Genomic DNA, 16626 nt, shown 5'->3' on the forward strand with positions numbered 1-16626 from the left:
CCTATGACAAAACTTGTTGAAGTGCGCCTTTGAGTCTTTTGTTGAATGCTACTAAGTAAGTAGGCAAAAGCGGGTACTTTCACGTTATGAGAGAAGAGTTGGGATTGTTTGTTGATCCAAACAGAGTGGAACCGCGTATATACGTCTCTGTGTCATTTGACATAGGGGCGTTTTTTTATACAATCAATGAGTAGATAGAGCAATAGCGGAATTGGGGTGAGATGATGCTAAAGTTGTTAAAGGAAGACATTGAAGCCATATTTGAACAAGATCCTGCAGCAAGAAGTTACATTGAAGTGATATTAACCTATTCGGGGTTGCATGCTATTTGGGCACATAGATTCGCTCACGGACTTTTTAAAAGAAAGTGGTTTTTTCTGGCACGTGTAATCTCACAAATTAGCCGATTCTTCACAGGGATTGAAATCCATCCGGGTGCGAAAATTGGCCGCCGCTTTTTTATTGACCACGGAATGGGAATTGTTATTGGAGAAACGTGCGAAATTGGAGATAATGTAACAGTATATCAAGGAGTAACACTCGGAGGAACAGGGAAAGAAAAAGGAAAGCGTCACCCGACGATTGAAGACAATGTCTTAATTGCAACAGGTGCTAAAGTGCTAGGGTCAATTACGATTCATGCACACTCCAAAATTGGAGCAGGTTCAGTTGTGTTAAATGACGTCCCAGAAAACTCAACGGTTGTTGGTATCCCTGGCCGAGTCGTCATTCAAAATGGCGTCCGGATTCCAAAAGATTTGAATCATCAAGATTTGCCAGATCCAGATGCAGAGCGTTTCAAACAGCTAGAGAAAGAAATTTTACACCTGCAAAATCAATTAAAGGAATTAAAAGAAGGGAAGATTCACCATGGCAATTAAGCTATATAACACGTTAACACGTCAAAAAGAGACGTTTGTACCGCTGGAAGAAAACAAAGTCAAAATGTACGTGTGCGGACCGACTGTATATAACTATATTCATATTGGAAATGCGCGTCCTGCGATTGTATTTGATACGGTGCGCCGCTATTTAGAATTTAGAGGCTACGATGTAGAGTATGTCTCGAACTTCACAGATGTAGATGATAAATTAATTAAGGCAGCAAAAGAGTTAGGAGAAGATGTTCCAACGATCGCAAACCGCTTTATCGATGCTTACTTTGAAGATACGTCAGCTCTTGGATGCAAGCATGCCGATGTGCATCCGCGCGTAACTGAAAATATGGATATCATTATTGAGTTCATTGATGAACTTGTGAAAAAAGGTTATGCGTATGAGTCAGAGGGTGATGTATACTATCGTACACGTAAGTTTGAAGGATACGGAAAATTATCACATCAGTCTATTGATGAATTGCAATCCGGTGCTCGTATCGAAGTTGGCGAAAAGAAAGAAGATCCATTAGACTTTACTCTTTGGAAAGCAACCAAAGATGGAGAGATCGCATGGGATAGCCCTTGGGGTCAAGGCAGACCAGGCTGGCATATCGAGTGCTCGGCGATGGCACGCAAATATTTAGGTGACACAATTGATATCCACGCAGGCGGTCAGGATTTAGCTTTCCCTCATCACGAAAATGAAATTGCCCAATCAGAAGCGCTCACTGGGAAATCGTTTGCGAAATACTGGCTTCATAACGGATATATCAATATTGATAATGAAAAGATGTCTAAATCACTAGGGAACTTCGTGTTAGTTCATGACATTATTAAAAAGCATGACCCTTCCCTACTTCGATTCTTTATTTTATCTGTTCACTATCGTCACCCAATTAACTATAACGAAGAAATTTTAGAGAATACGCGCAAAGCGCTTGAGCGTCTGCAAACAGCTTACGGCAACTTAACTCACCGTCTAAAGGCAGCAACAAATCTTCAAGAAGATGCTTCGGAATGGTTCGAAAAGCTAAAAGAGCTTCGCGAAACGTTTGTTGAAGAGATGGATGATGATTTTAATACAGCAAATGCCATTTCTGTTCTGTTCGAGCTAGCAAAGCAAGCTAACTTGTATTTATTAGAACAAACAACGTCTACAGATGTAATTGAAGCCTTTATTAAAGAGTTTAAAGAATTAGGTGCTGCAATAGGCATTACGTTTGGAGAAGCTGAACTTCTAGACGAAGAAATTGATCAATTGATCCAAGATCGTATTCAGGCTCGTAAAGAGCGTAATTTCCAATTAGCAGATCAAATTCGAGATGAATTAAAGGCTAAAAATATTATTTTAGAAGATACGGCGCAAGGAACAAGATGGAAAAGAGGATAATAGTGTTATGAGCAGCAGTAAATTAGATGTAAAACAGCTAAATAGCTTAGCTCTTGCTTATATGGGTGATGCGGTGTTTGATTTACATGTTCGCCGCCACCTGCTGGTGTTAGGGACAGTGCGCCCTAACCAGCTTCATAATAAAGCTAAAAAATATGTATCAGCAAAAGCACAAGCACAAATCGTATATTATTTTAAAAATGAAAACTTTTTTACTGAAGAAGAAGAAGGTGTACTGCGCCGAGGACGCAATGCAAAGTCCGGTACAGTCCCTAAAAACACAGATGTGCAAACGTATCGCTACAGTACGGCATTTGAAGCGGTCGTAGGCTATTTGTATCTTTTAGGTGAAGAAGAAAGAATGATGGAACTTATTACTAAAGCTATCTCTTTCGTCGATGAAGGAGAGGGAGGAATGAATCATGGAACATGAATTTATCATTGGACGTAATCCGGTCCTAGAAGCCCTAAAGTCTGGGCGCGACATTAACAAACTATGGATTGCCGAAGGATCGCAAGGCGGTTCTATGGGGCAAATCACGCAGTTAGCAAAACGTAATGGTGTATTGGTGCAGTTTGTACCGAAAAAGAAAATTGAGCAAATGGTAGACGGTATTCATCAAGGAGTAGCTGCACAAGTTGCTGCTTATCAGTATGCAGAGTTAGATGATTTATTTAACTTAGCGGAAAAACGTAATGAAAGTCCGTTTTTTCTTCTGCTAGATGAGCTTGAAGATCCCCATAATTTAGGCTCTATTATGCGAACAGCCGATGCCGTTGGCGCACACGGTATTATTATTCCAAAGCGCCGTTCAGTTGGATTAACGGCCACTGTAGCTAAGGCCTCTACAGGAGCGATTGAACATGTTCCCGTAGCAAGGGTAACAAACCTATCAAGGACGATTGATGAATTAAAAGATCGAGGCGTATGGATTGTTGGAACAGATGCGAAAGAAAGCGATGATTACCGCAACTTAGATGGAGGTATGCCGCTTACGTTAGTGATTGGAAGCGAAGGAAAAGGCATGAGTCGTTTGATTCGTGAAAAATGCGACTTCCTTGTACAGCTTCCAATGGTTGGGCATGTTACATCGTTAAATGCATCTGTAGCAGCTAGTCTTCTCATGTATGAGGTTTACCGAAAACGCCATCCTCTAGGTGAATAAGAATGGATATTCTACTGGTGGATGGTTATAACATGATAGGTGCGTGGCCCGACCTAAGAAAGCTTAGAGATAATGATTTAGCCGGTGCTCGAGACCTGTTAATCGAAAAGATGGCAGAGTATCAAGCGTATATGGGTTATCGTGTCATTATTGTCTTCGATGCTCATATGGTCGAAGGAATTGAAAAGAAGGCAAAAAATCATAAGGTTGACGTTGTATTTACAAGAGAAAATGAAACAGCGGATGAGTACATTGAAAAGCTGGCTCAAGAGCTAAACAATGTAAAGACACAGATTCATGTTGCTACATCTGATTTCACGGAGCAGTGGGCAATCTTTGGACAAGGTGCGCTTAGAATTTCTGCTCGAGAATTGTACAACGAAATTGAGCAAATTGAGAAACATATTAATCTTGATGTGAAGTCTATTCAAAATCAAAAGCCAGCGGCACGCATTCAACTTTCCAATCAAGTAGCCGAAATTTTCGAAAAATGGCGTCGGGGACAGCGGTGAGGTTATTGACGGTACGGAATTAGCTACTGTATAATATTTCTATCTACTGTGCGGTCGGGGGGATCGATATGGGCGATAATTATGGGAGAAAACTGCATGCTCATTTCGAACAACAAGAGGATGAAACAGTTGTCGATCTTGTGCATAAAGGCGATATTGACGCATTAGAGTATTTGATTCATAAATACAAAAACTTTGTGCGAGCAAAGGCGCGGTCATATTTTTTAATTGGGGCAGACCGTGAAGATATTGTACAAGAAGGTATGATAGGGTTATATAAGGCAATTAGAGATTTTAGAGAAGATAAGCTAACTTCGTTTAAAGCTTTTGCTGAACTTTGCATTACGAGGCAAATTATTACCGCTATTAAAACCGCAACAAGGCAAAAACACATTCCATTAAACTCTTATGTATCATTGGACAAGCCAATATATGATGAAGAGTCCGACCGAACCCTAATGGATGTTATTTCGGGGACAAAAGTAGCAAATCCAGAAGAGTTGCTCATTAATCGAGAGAAGTTTGATGATATTGAATTAAAGATGGCTGAACTGTTAAGTGATCTTGAGCGAAAAGTTCTCGTTCTTTATTTAGATGGTCAATCTTATCAAGAGATTTCAGAAGAGTTAAACCGCCACGTCAAATCCATCGATAATGCACTTCAGCGTGTGAAGAGGAAATTAGAGCGCTACCTCGAGATTCGTGAAATCACAATGTAGCCTTCTATCCTCATATTGACATGCTAAGAAAGTCTGTGATACTTTTTTATAGACATTATCACTCTATAGGTGGTTGACATTATGCGTAAAAAAGTTGTACTTGCGTGTGTGCAATGCGCTAGTCGTAACTATACGACTATGAAAAACACACAGCAAAACGAAGAGCGTTTAGAAATGAAGAAGTTTTGCAAAACGTGTAACGCACATACGATTCATCGTGAAACAAAGTAGATCAATAATCTGCACAGACTAATACCCCTTTTAATTTATTGGAGGTTACAAACATGAACCGTGTAGGAAATTTCTTGCGTGATGTTGGGCGTGAGATGAAGAAGGTAAGTTGGCCTAAAAAAAATGAGCTAACTCGTTATACAATTACTGTTATTTCTACAGTTGTATTTATGACACTCTTTTTTGTAGTAGTTGATTACGGAATTTCGTCACTTATTCGTTTAATCCCTTGAATAAATTGACTTAAATCATGGTATAATAAAGCTAAATTATGTTTTTTTCAGAAAAGCCCGGAGACGGGTTTTTTAATTTGCTTTAAGAATGATTGTGCTAGGAGTCAACTATTTTCCTAGTGCGTTGTCTGTGCAATAGATTAGGACATCTTATTTTATAGTGAGCTGGGAGGGAAGGACGTATAGTCCTCAGAAATGGAGAAAAATTGGTATGTAGTCCATACTTATTCTGGATATGAAAATAAAGTAAAAACAAATTTAGAAAAGCGCGTAGAAACAATGGGTATGCAAGATAAAATTTTCCGCGTTGTTGTTCCTGAAGAAGAAGAAAGAGAAATTAAGAACAACAAAGAAAAGATTACAAAGAAAAAAGTATTTCCAGGGTACGTGTTAGTTGAAATCATCATGACGGATGATTCATGGTATGTAGTTCGTAATACACCTGGCGTTACGGGCTTTGTAGGTTCAGCAGGTTCTGGATCAAAGCCAACTGCTCTTCTACCAGAAGAAGTAGAAATGATCTTAAAACAAATGGGCATGGACGAGAAGCATGCTGACTTTGACTTTGAACTAAAAGAAACAGTATTGGTTCAAGAAGGTCCGTTTGCAAACTTTGAAGGTACCATTGAAGAAATCGATACAGATAAACGTAAAGTTAAGGTTCATGTGGATATGTTCGGAAGACAAACGCCAGTAGAGCTAGACTTTACACAAATTGAAAAAATATAATCTGTAAGACCTTGCAATTCATGAAGTTTAATGTTAATATTTCATAAGTCAGTATGTCTCAAAACTAGAGACTAAAACAACTATTTCTTTATTTTATATATAAAGAACATTGAGTGGGAGGGCATCGCCCTATTACCACATCACGGACTTAAGGAGGTGTGTCTCGTGGCTAAAAAAGTAATTAAACTTGTTAAGTTACAAATTCCTGCAGGTAAAGCAAATCCAGCGCCACCAGTTGGTCCTGCATTAGGTCAAGCCGGTGTTAACATCATGGGTTTCTGTAAGGAGTTTAACGCTCGCACAGCTGATCAAGCTGGTCTTATCATTCCTGTTGAAATCACGGTATTTGAAGACCGTTCATTTACATTTATTACGAAAACTCCACCTGCTGCTGTACTACTTAAGAAAGCGGCTGGTATTGAGTCTGGTTCTGGTGAACCAAACCGTAATAAAGTTGCAACAGTCAAGCGTGACAAAGTGCGTGAGATTGCTGAAACTAAAATGCCTGACTTAAACGCTGCTAGCGTTGAATCTGCAATGCGCATGGTAGAAGGTACAGCGCGCAGTATGGGAATCGTAGTTGAAGACTAATTCCATTTGATTGGGTGTTAGAAGGTTGCGAGAAATGGAAGTTTTCCTATGCTCGCAACCTTTATTAGTGGGAGGTTATTCCGTTAAAACCACATAAGGAGGAAACAAAAATGGCTAAAAAAGGTAAAAAGTACGTTGAAGCTGCTAAGCTTGTAGATCGTACACAAACTTATTCAGTACAAGAAGCGATTGAATTAGTAAAGAAAACAAACACAACTAAATTTGATGCAACTGTAGAAGTAGCATTCCGTTTAGGAGTTGACCCTAAGAAAGCTGACCAACAAATTCGTGGTGCAGTAGTACTACCAAACGGTACAGGTAAAACTCAACGTGTATTAGTATTCGCTAAAGGCGAAAAAGCTAAAGAAGCTGAAGCTGCAGGCGCTGACTACGTTGGCGATGCTGACTACATCAACAAAATCCAACAAGGTTGGTTCGAGTTCGATGTAATCGTAGCTACTCCAGACATGATGGGTGAAGTTGGTAAACTTGGTCGTGTATTAGGACCTAAAGGTTTAATGCCAAACCCTAAAACTGGTACAGTAACATTTGATGTTCAAAAAGCAGTTAACGAAATCAAAGCTGGTAAAGTAGAATACCGCGTTGATAAAGCTGGTAACATCCACGTACCAATCGGTAAAGTATCTTTCGAAGAGAGCAAGTTAGTTGAAAACTTCACTACAATCTTCGAAACTATGGTAAAAGCTAAGCCGGCAGCAGCAAAAGGCACATACATGAAGAACGTAGCTGTTACTTCAACAATGGGCCCTGGTATCAAAGTTGATACTGCTTCATTCTCTGCTTAATAAATTTGGAAATAAATCGGTGTTGACTTTTTGGGAGTCCCTGATTATAATAGATAATGTTGTTAAAAAGAATAACATTTGTACCGTAGACAGTAGGTGCTGCAAAGCTTAATTCCCTACCGAGGTGTGTGAGATAAATTAGTGAAACGTTATGGTTCGCTTACTACACCTCCATGTCTTTATTGTCATGGAGGTTTTTTATTGCACCTTGTCTGAGTGTACGGAAGGAAATCTACAGGAGGTGTAAAGATGAGCAACGTAATTGAACAAAAGAAACAAGTCGTAGACGAAATTGCTGAAAAACTTCAAGCGAGTAACTCAATAGTTGTCGTTGACTACCGTGGTTTGAATGTTGCTGAAGTTACTGAACTTCGTAAGCAATTACGTGAAGCAGGCATTGAGTTCAAAGTTTACAAAAACACTTTAACTCGCCGTGCTGTAGAAAAACTTGAACTAACAGATCTTAATGATGCGTTAGTAGGTCCAAATGCAATCGCATTTGGTGGAGAAGATGTTGTTGCTCCAGCTAAAATTCTAAACAACTTCGCGAAAGAACACGAAGCGTTAGAAATCAAAGCTGGTGTAATTGAAGGTAATGTTGCATCTGTTGAAGAAATTAAAGCACTTGCAGAACTACCATCTCGCGAAGGCTTACTTTCTATGTTGCTTAGCGTGCTTCAAGCTCCAATTCGCAACCTTGCTCTTGCTACAAAAGCTGTGGCAGATCAAAAAGAAGAACAAGGTGCATAATCTAGTCTGTTATATATAACACAATCACAAGGAGGAAATTAACAATGACTCAAGAACAAATCATTGAAGCAGTTAAAAATATGACTGTTTTAGAACTTAACGATTTAGTAAAAGCAATCGAAGAAGAATTTGGCGTAACTGCTGCTGCTCCTGTAGCTGTAGCTGGCGGTGCTGCTGGTGAAGCTGCTGCTGAGAAAACTGAATTTGACCTAGTACTTGAAAGTGCTGGCGGACAAAAAATCAAAGTTATCAAAGTAGTACGTGAAATCACTGGTCTTGGCTTAAAAGAAGCTAAAGAAATCGTTGATAACGCTCCAAAAGCTCTTAAAGAAGGTATTTCTAAAGAAGAAGCTGAAGAAGCAAAAGCTAAACTTGAAGAAGTTGGCGCTTCTGTAGAAGTTAAGTAATTATTGCTTAACAACTGATATAAAAAAGCTCGCTTGTACAAGCGAGCTTTTTTGCTTCTGTCATCCTTTTCATTTATAGTAAAGAAGAACATATTGATTAGGAGGTTCTATTTTGACAGAACATTATTTTTCCAATACACCATTGTCTGCAAGTAATGAAGAGCGCTTTTCATTTGAATTGAGAGGAACCTCTTTTTCATTTACGAGTGACCGCGGTGTTTTTTCAAAAAAAGAGATCGATTTTGGATCGCGCCTGTTAATTGAAACGTTTCAAATGCCCGAGAGTCCCGGCCCACTTCTGGATGTTGGGTGCGGATATGGCCCAATTGGGTTGGCACTTGCAAAAGAGGACAGCCAAAGAAACGTTCATATGGTTGATGTTAATGAACGTGCATTAGCACTAGCTCAAAAAAATGCTGAAGTTAATTCAGTATCAAATGTTTCAATCTATCAAAGCTCTTGCTATGAAAATGTGAAGGAAACGAATTTTGCAGCTATTCTTAGTAATCCGCCGATCCGTGCGGGTAAAAAAGTTGTTCATGAAATTCTAGAAAAATCATTAGATCACCTTGCTGACCAAGGAGAACTTTGGATTGTGATTCAGAAAAAGCAAGGAGCGCCATCTGCTCTTGCGAAATTAGAATCTCTATTTAATGAAGTAGAAGTAGTAGACAAGAAAAAAGGGTATTATATCATATGTGCTAAAAAATGTTGACTAATATTTTTTAGTATGTTAGCATTATAAAATGCCAATATATAAATATTCCATATAAGCTCGGGTTATACATAAAATAAAAGGTATAATTTTGAATTATATGGGAAAAACTAATAAAATCAATAGTACGTTTTTATGAAATTGTGGTTTTCTATTTAAAGAGACCATTTTTCTTTTGTTCAATAATAAACATATGGTTTATTATATATTTTGAATAATAACGCTTGATTTGAGGGGTGAATCAGTTGACAGGTCAACTAGTTCAGTATGGACGCCACCGCCAACGCAGAAGTTATGCTCGTATTAGTGAAGTTTTAGAGTTACCGAACTTAATCGAGATTCAAACGGCTTCATACCAATGGTTTTTAGATGAAGGTTTACGAGAAATGTTCCAAGATATTTCTCCAATTGATGATTTTACAGGTAACTTATCACTAGAATTTATTGATTACAGCTTAGGTGAGCCAAAGTATTCAGTAGGAGAGTCCAAAGAACGTGATGTAACTTATGCAGCACCTCTTCGTGTTAAGGTGCGGTTAATTAATAAAGAAACAGGTGAAGTAAAAGACCAAGATGTGTTCATGGGAGATTTCCCATTGATGACCGAAACAGGTACCTTTGTAATTAATGGTGCTGAGCGTGTTATCGTATCACAGTTGGTTCGTTCACCAAGTGTTTACTATAGTGGAAAGCTTGATAAAAACGGTAAAAAAGGATATACAGCAACTGTTATCCCTAACCGTGGTGCATGGCTAGAATATGAAACTGATGCAAAAGATGTAGTATACGTGCGTATTGATCGTACTCGTAAACTGCCAGTAACAGTGCTGTTACGCGCGCTAGGTTTCGGTTCTGACCAAGAGATTATCGATTTAATCGGTGATAATGAATACATCCGTAATACGCTTGAAAAAGATAATACGGAAACAACGGAAAAAGCGCTATTAGAAATCTATGAGCGTTTACGTCCGGGTGAACCACCGACAGTTGAGAATGCGAAGTCTCTATTAGTATCTCGCTTCTTTGATCCAAAACGATATGACTTAGCGAACGTAGGTCGCTATAAAATTAATAAAAAGCTTCATATCAAACATCGCTTATTTAATCAAAAGCTAGCTGAAACATTAGTTGATCCTGAAACAGGTGAAATTATTGCAGAAAAAGGCGCAATGATTGACCGCCGTCTGCTAGATCGCTTGATTCCGATGCTTGAAGGTGGAGTAAACTTCAAAACTTACAGCCCAGTTGGCGGAGTAGTAGAAGACGATGTTACATTACAATCTATTAAGATTTATGCGCCAAATGATCCAGAAGGTGAAAAAATCATCACTGTATCAGGCAACGCGTATGTAACAGAAGAAGTTAAAAATATCACACCTGCTGATATTTTAGCATCGATCAGTTACTTCTTTAACTTGCTTCATCAAGTAGGAGACACAGATGATATCGACCACTTAGGTAACCGTCGTCTGCGTTCTGTAGGTGAATTGTTACAAAATCAATTCCGTATCGGTTTATCTCGTATGGAACGTGTTGTTCGTGAAAGAATGTCAATTCAAGACACGAATACAATCACACCTCAACAATTAATTAATATTCGCCCAGTTATTGCGGCGATTAAAGAGTTCTTTGGAAGTTCTCAATTATCACAGTTCATGGATCAAACGAATCCATTAGGCGAATTGACGCACAAACGTCGTCTTTCAGCTCTAGGACCTGGTGGTTTAACGCGTGAGCGCGCTGGTTTCGAAGTACGTGACGTTCACTACTCCCACTATGGCCGTATGTGTCCGATTGAAACGCCAGAGGGTCCGAATATCGGGTTAATCAACTCACTATCTTCTTATGCAAAAGTAAACAAATTCGGTTTCATCGAAACACCTTACCGTCGTATCGATCCTGAAACAGGTAAAGTGACAGAGCGAATTGACTACTTAACAGCTGATGAAGAAGATAACTATGTTGTAGCCCAAGCGAACGCTCGTCTAGGTGATGATGGTTCATTCTTAGATGAAAATGTCGTTGCACGTTTCCGTGGAGAAAACACGGTTATCCGTCGCGATCGTTTAGACTACATGGATGTATCACCAAAACAAGTTGTATCTGCCGCTACAGCATGTATCCCATTCTTAGAGAACGATGACTCTAACCGTGCATTAATGGGTGCGAACATGCAACGTCAAGCAGTACCTTTATTAAATCCTGAAGCACCAATCGTAGGTACAGGTATGGAATACGTATCTGGTAAAGACTCTGGTGCAGCCGTGATTTGTAAATATCCTGGCGTTGTAGAGCGCGTAGAAGCCAAACAAATTTTTGTTCGCCGCTATGAAGAAGTAGACGGACAAAAAGTTAAAGGTAACTTAGATCAATACAAACTATTAAAATTTGTTCGTTCTAACCAAGGTACTTGTTACAACCAGCGTCCAATTGTTTCAGTTGGCGACGAAGTAGTAAAAGGTGAGATCTTAGCCGACGGTCCTTCAATGGAAAAAGGTGAGCTTGCTTTAGGACGAAACGTAATGGTTGGTTTCATGACATGGGATGGCTACAACTATGAGGATGCCATCATCATGAGTGAACGCCTTGTGAAAGACGACGTATATACGTCTGTTCATATTGAAGAATATGAATCTGAGTCTCGTGATACGAAGCTTGGACCTGAAGAAATTACGCGTGACATTCCAAACGTAGGTGAAGATGCGCTTCGCAACTTAGATGAGCGTGGAATCATCCGCATTGGTGCAGAAGTAAAAGACGGAGATCTTTTAGTTGGTAAAGTAACGCCAAAAGGTGTAACAGAATTAACAGCTGAAGAACGTCTTCTACACGCTATTTTCGGTGAAAAAGCGCGTGAAGTTCGTGATACTTCTCTTCGTGTACCGCACGGCGGCGGTGGAATCATTCTTGATGTTAAAGTCTTCAATCGCGAAGATGGCGACGAATTACCACCAGGTGTAAACCAATTAGTCCGTGTATATATTGTTCAGAAGCGTAAAATTTCTGAAGGTGACAAAATGGCCGGTCGTCACGGTAACAAAGGTGTAATTTCACGTATTTTACCTGAAGAAGATATGCCTTACCTACCAGACGGTACGCCAATTGACATCATGTTAAACCCATTAGGGGTACCATCTCGTATGAACATCGGTCAGGTGCTAGAGCTTCATCTAGGTATGGCTGCTCGTAAGCTTGGCATTCACGTTGCGTCTCCGGTATTTGATGGTGCGCGTGAGGAAGATGTTTGGGCAACAATCGAAGAAGCTGGCATGTCTCGTGATGCTAAAACAGTTCTATATGATGGTCGAACAGGTGAACCATTCGATAACCGTGTATCAGTAGGGATCATGTACATGATCAAACTTGCTCACATGGTAGACGATAAACTTCACGCTCGTTCTACTGGACCATACTCACTTGTTACACAACAACCACTTGGTGGTAAAGCGCAGTTCGGTGGACAGCGTTTTGGTGAGATGGAGGTATGGGCACTTGAAGCATACGGTGCTGCTTACACATTACAAGAGATCTTAACAGTGAAATCAGATGACGTAGTAGGTCGTGTGAAAACATACGAAGCAATTGTTAAAGGTGAAAACATTCCAGAACCTGGCATACCTGAATCGTTCAAAGTATTAATTAAAGAACTACAAAGTTTAGGTATGGATGTGAAGATGCTTTCTGCTGACGAGCAAGAAATTGATATCATGGACTCAGAAGAGGACCATGAGCAACCAACAGAATCAATTATTGCAGATAACGAAGAAAGCCTTTCTGAAGGACAAAAAGATCCTGTCACAAAAGAGTAAGGAATTACTTTCATATAAACGTTAAGGGAAAAAACCTGTAGATTAAAAGGGAGGTAGGCTCCTTGCTAGATGTAAATAACTTTGAGTATATGAAAATCGGTCTAGCTTCGCCAGATAAAATTCGTTCTTGGTCGTACGGTGAGGTAAAAAAACCTGAAACGATCAACTATCGTACGTTAAAACCTGAAAAAGACGGCTTATTCTGTGAGCGTATTTTTGGTCCACAAAAGGACTGGGAATGTCACTGCGGAAAATATAAGCGCGTTCGTTATAAAGGTGTTGTATGTGATCGTTGCGGCGTAGAAGTTACGCGCGCAAAAGTTCGTCGTGAACGCATGGGTCACATCGAGCTAGCTGCACCTGTTTCTCATATTTGGTACTTTAAAGGTATTCCTAGCCGCATGGGACTTGTCTTAGACATGTCCCCTCGTGCGCTAGAGGAAATCATTTATTTTGCTTCTTATGTAGTAACAGATGCTGGTGATACACCACTTGAAAAGAAACAGCTTTTATCAGAGAAAGAATACCGTGCGTATCGTGAGAAGTACGGACAAACTTTCCATGCAGCAATGGGTGCTGAAGCTGTTAAAAAATTATTGCATGACATCGATCTTGATAAAGAAGTAGATGCTTTGAAAGAAGAATTGAAAACTGCTCAAGGTCAACGTCGTACACGTGCTATTAAACGTTTAGAAGTACTAGAGGCTTTCCGTCATTCTGGTAACGAACCTTCTTGGATGATTTTAGACGTTCTACCGGTTATTCCGCCAGAACTTCGTCCAATGGTTCAATTAGATGGTGGACGCTTTGCTACGTCTGATCTAAATGATTTATATCGCCGTGTAATTAACCGTAACAACCGCTTAAAGCGTTTATTAGACCTTGGAGCTCCTAGCATTATCGTTCAAAACGAAAAGCGTATGCTTCAAGAAGCTGTAGATGCATTAATCGATAATGGTCGTCGCGGCCGTCCGGTAACAGGACCAGGTAACCGTCCATTAAAATCTCTTTCTCACATGTTAAAAGGTAAGCAAGGTCGCTTCCGTCAAAACTTATTAGGTAAACGTGTTGACTACTCCGGCCGTTCGGTAATCGTTGTAGGTCCGAACTTAAAGATGTATCAATGTGGTCTTCCAAAAGAAATGGCGTTAGAGCTTTTCAAACCTTTCGTAATGAAAGAGCTTGTTGAACGCGGTTTAGCTCATAACATCAAGAGTGCAAAACGTAAAATTGAACGCGTGCAACCTGAAGTATGGGATGTATTAGAATCGGTTATTAAAGAGCATCCAGTTCTTTTAAACCGTGCACCAACGCTACACAGACTAGGTATTCAAGCATTTGAACCTACGCTTGTAGAAGGTCGCGCTATCCGTCTTCACCCGCTTGTATGTACAGCATATAACGCTGACTTTGACGGTGACCAAATGGCGGTTCACGTTCCATTATCTGCAGAAGCACAAGCAGAAGCACGTATCTTAATGCTTGCTGCTCAAAATATCTTGAACCCTAAAGATGGTAAACCAGTTGTTACACCTTCACAGGATATGGTATTAGGTAACTACTACTTAACGCTTGAGCGTGAAGAAGCAGTTGGAGAAGGTATGGTGTTCAAGGATACAAATGAAGCACTATTAGCGTACCAAAACGGTTATGTGCATCTTCATACACGTGTAGGTGTGTATGCAGGTTCTTTAAACAACGAAACGTTTACAGAAGCACAAAATCAACAGTTGCTTGTTACAACGGTTGGTAAATTAGTTTTCAACGAAATTTTACCAAAATCGTTCCCATACATTAACGAACCAACAAGAGAAAACTTAGAAGTGAAAACTCCTGAGAAGTACTTTGTTGAAAAAGGTGCAGATGTGAAGGAATTCATCAAGAATCAACCGGCTATCGCACCGTTTAAGAAAAAAATCTTAGGTAATATTATCGCTGAAGTATTTAAACGTTTCAAAATTACTGAGACTTCTAAAATGCTTGACCGTATGAAAGACCTAGGTTTCAAATATTCTACTAAAGCTGGTATTACAGTTGGTGTAGCTGATATCGTGGTTTTAGGAGAAAAAGAAGTTATCTTAACAGAAGCGCAAGCTAAAGTAGATAACGTACTAAAACAATTCCGTCGTGGTTTAATTACTGAAGATGAGCGTTATGAGCGTGTTATCTCTGTATGGAGCAGCGCGAAAGACGTTATCCAAGGTAAATTAATGGCGTCATTAGACAAACGCAACCCAATCTTCATGATGAGTGACTCTGGTGCCCGTGGTAACGCATCTAACTTCACTCAGCTTGCAGGTATGCGTGGACTAATGGCCAACCCGTCTGGTCGTATCATTGAGTTACCAATCAAATCTAGTTTCCGTGAAGGTTTAACAGTATTAGAGTACTTTATCTCTACCCATGGTGCACGTAAAGGTCTTGCCGATACGGCTCTTAAAACAGCTGACTCAGGTTACCTTACTCGTCGTCTGGTTGACGTGGCACAAGACGTTATCGTACGTGATGATGACTGTGGTACAGACCGCGGTATTCTGGCTGTTGCAATCAAAGAAGGAACAGAAGAAATTGAGAAACTTGATGAGCGTCTAATTGGACGTTATGCAAGAAAAACACTACTTCACCCAGGAACAAACGAAGTGTTAGTGAAAGAAAACGAACTAATTACAGAAGACCTAGCTGAAACAATTGTGGATGCTGGTGTTGAAGAAGTATGGATTCGTTCTGCATTTACTTGTAACACTCGCCACGGTGTATGTAAAAAATGTTACGGTCGTAACCTTGCAACTGGTTCAGAAGTTGAAGTGGGTGAAGCAGTTGGTATCATCGCTGCTCAATCTATCGGTGAGCCAGGTACACAGTTAACGATGCGTACATTCCATACAGGTGGGGTTGCTGGAGACGATATCACTCAAGGTTTACCGCGTATCCAAGAGATCTTCGAAGCGCGTAACCCTAAAGGTCAAGCCGTTATTTCTGAAATTGAAGGTACAATTGCCGGCATTTCTGAAGGACGCGATCGTCAACATGAAATTACTGTTCAAGGAGAGATTGAAACTCGTTCTTACACAGCTCCGTACAGTGCACGTCTGAAAGTTATTGAAGGACAGCGCATTGCACGTGGTCAAGAATTAACAGAAGGTTCAATTGATCCTAAAGAATTACTAAAAGTAAAAGACATCACGGCTGTACAAGAGTACTTGCTTCGTGAGGTGCAAAAAGTATACCGTATGCAAGGGGTAGAAATTGGAGATAAACACGTAGAGGTAATGGTTCGCCAAATGCTTCGTAAAGTGCGCGTAATGGATTCAGGAGATACAGATGTATTACCAGGTTCATTACTTGATATTCACCAATTCACTGATGCAAATGAAAAAGTATTACTTGAAGGCAATCGTCCAGCGACGGGTCGTCCTGTATTACTTGGTATTACAAAAGCATCTCTTGAAACTGATTCCTTCTTATCTGCTGCATCATTCCAAGAAACAACACGTGTTCTTACGGATGCTGCAATCAAAGGAAAACGTGATGAGTTGCTTGGACTTAAAGAGAATGTTATCATTGGTAAGCTAGTTCCGGCTGGTACAGGTATGACGAGATATCGTAATGCTGAACCGATCAAAAACCAAGCTGAAGAAACGGTAACAATCGACTAATTATAAAATCATTACTCTAGAATGGATGTTTTTT

General features: G+C 39.9%; 16 protein-coding genes and 2 other annotated features (1 of these 18 cut by a window edge). All 16 genes read left to right on the top strand.

The features are described from left to right. Positions 1-152 (top strand) — a binding site (T-box leader) (it extends 72 nt beyond the left edge of the window). Positions 153-224: 72 nt separating this feature from the next. The 16 genes from cysE (at position 225) to rpoC (ending at position 16592) form a co-directional block, all read left to right on the top strand. Next, on the top strand, positions 225-881 hold the full coding sequence (cysE, locus tag LJC66_RS00435; RefSeq protein WP_025753192.1) for a serine O-acetyltransferase: 657 nt from the start codon (positions 225-227) through the stop codon (positions 879-881). Continuing rightward, entirely contained in the window at positions 871-2268 is a 1398-nt protein-coding gene (gene cysS / locus LJC66_RS00440) for a cysteine--tRNA ligase (RefSeq protein WP_230931638.1), read from the top strand. The genes cysE and cysS overlap by 11 nt, the downstream gene beginning before the upstream one ends. 7 nt (positions 2269-2275) lie before the next feature. Next, a complete protein-coding gene (locus LJC66_RS00445) occupies positions 2276-2701 on the top strand; it encodes a Mini-ribonuclease 3 (RefSeq protein WP_013054907.1) in 426 nt (141 codons plus the stop codon). Continuing rightward, on the top strand, positions 2691-3434 hold the full coding sequence (gene rlmB, locus LJC66_RS00450; RefSeq protein WP_013054908.1) for a 23S rRNA (guanosine(2251)-2'-O)-methyltransferase RlmB: 744 nt from the start codon (positions 2691-2693) through the stop codon (positions 3432-3434). The genes LJC66_RS00445 and rlmB overlap by 11 nt, the downstream gene beginning before the upstream one ends. Before the next feature lie 2 nt (positions 3435-3436). Next, on the top strand, positions 3437-3946 hold the full coding sequence (locus LJC66_RS00455) for an NYN domain-containing protein (protein ID WP_013081364.1): 510 nt from the start codon (positions 3437-3439) through the stop codon (positions 3944-3946). 68 nt (positions 3947-4014) lie between these two features. Continuing rightward, positions 4015-4665 carry an RNA polymerase sporulation sigma factor SigH gene (sigH, locus tag LJC66_RS00460; RefSeq protein WP_013054910.1) on the top strand — a complete coding sequence of 217 codons (651 nt, stop codon included), beginning with the start codon at positions 4015-4017 and terminating at the stop codon, positions 4663-4665. 81 nt (positions 4666-4746) lie between these two features. After that, positions 4747-4896: a 50S ribosomal protein L33 gene (gene rpmG, locus LJC66_RS00465; protein ID WP_013081365.1), complete on the top strand. Its 150-nt coding sequence runs from the start codon at positions 4747-4749 to the stop codon at positions 4894-4896. Between the two features lie 53 nt (positions 4897-4949). Beyond that, on the top strand, positions 4950-5129 hold the full coding sequence (secE, locus tag LJC66_RS00470) for a preprotein translocase subunit SecE (protein WP_013054912.1): 180 nt from the start codon (positions 4950-4952) through the stop codon (positions 5127-5129). A gap of 195 nt (positions 5130-5324) precedes the next feature. Then, positions 5325-5858, top strand: coding sequence for a transcription termination/antitermination protein NusG (gene nusG, locus LJC66_RS00475; protein WP_013054913.1), 534 nt, complete (start codon positions 5325-5327; stop codon positions 5856-5858). A 165-nt stretch (positions 5859-6023) separates the two neighbouring features. Further along, entirely contained in the window at positions 6024-6449 is a 426-nt protein-coding gene (gene rplK, locus LJC66_RS00480) for a 50S ribosomal protein L11 (RefSeq protein WP_013054914.1), read from the top strand. 110 nt (positions 6450-6559) lie between these two features. Next, complete coding sequence (gene rplA / locus LJC66_RS00485; protein WP_013054915.1) at positions 6560-7255, top strand: 50S ribosomal protein L1; 696 nt, start codon at positions 6560-6562, stop codon at positions 7253-7255. Positions 7256-7320: 65 nt separating this feature from the next. Then, positions 7321-7464, top strand: a sequence feature (ribosomal protein L10 leader region). 40 nt (positions 7465-7504) lie between these two features. Continuing rightward, positions 7505-8005 carry a 50S ribosomal protein L10 gene (rplJ, locus tag LJC66_RS00490; RefSeq protein ID WP_013054916.1) on the top strand — a complete coding sequence of 167 codons (501 nt, stop codon included), beginning with the start codon at positions 7505-7507 and terminating at the stop codon, positions 8003-8005. 44 nt (positions 8006-8049) lie between these two features. Beyond that, positions 8050-8412 carry a 50S ribosomal protein L7/L12 gene (gene rplL, locus LJC66_RS00495; protein WP_013054917.1) on the top strand — a complete coding sequence of 121 codons (363 nt, stop codon included), beginning with the start codon at positions 8050-8052 and terminating at the stop codon, positions 8410-8412. Between the two features lie 112 nt (positions 8413-8524). Further along, complete coding sequence (locus LJC66_RS00500; RefSeq protein ID WP_028410366.1) at positions 8525-9127, top strand: class I SAM-dependent methyltransferase; 603 nt, start codon at positions 8525-8527, stop codon at positions 9125-9127. Between the two features lie 245 nt (positions 9128-9372). Continuing rightward, positions 9373-12936 (top strand): DNA-directed RNA polymerase subunit beta, encoded by a 3564-nt coding sequence (gene rpoB / locus LJC66_RS00505; RefSeq protein WP_013081368.1) that lies wholly within the window; start codon positions 9373-9375, stop codon positions 12934-12936. 62 nt (positions 12937-12998) lie between these two features. After that, positions 12999-16592: a DNA-directed RNA polymerase subunit beta' gene (gene rpoC / locus LJC66_RS00510; RefSeq protein WP_013081369.1), complete on the top strand. Its 3594-nt coding sequence runs from the start codon at positions 12999-13001 to the stop codon at positions 16590-16592. Positions 16593-16626 lie beyond the last annotated feature (34 nt).

Source organism: Priestia sp. TSO9 (assembly GCF_021029645.1).
GTDB lineage: Bacteria > Bacillota > Bacilli > Bacillales > Bacillaceae_H > Priestia > Priestia megaterium_E.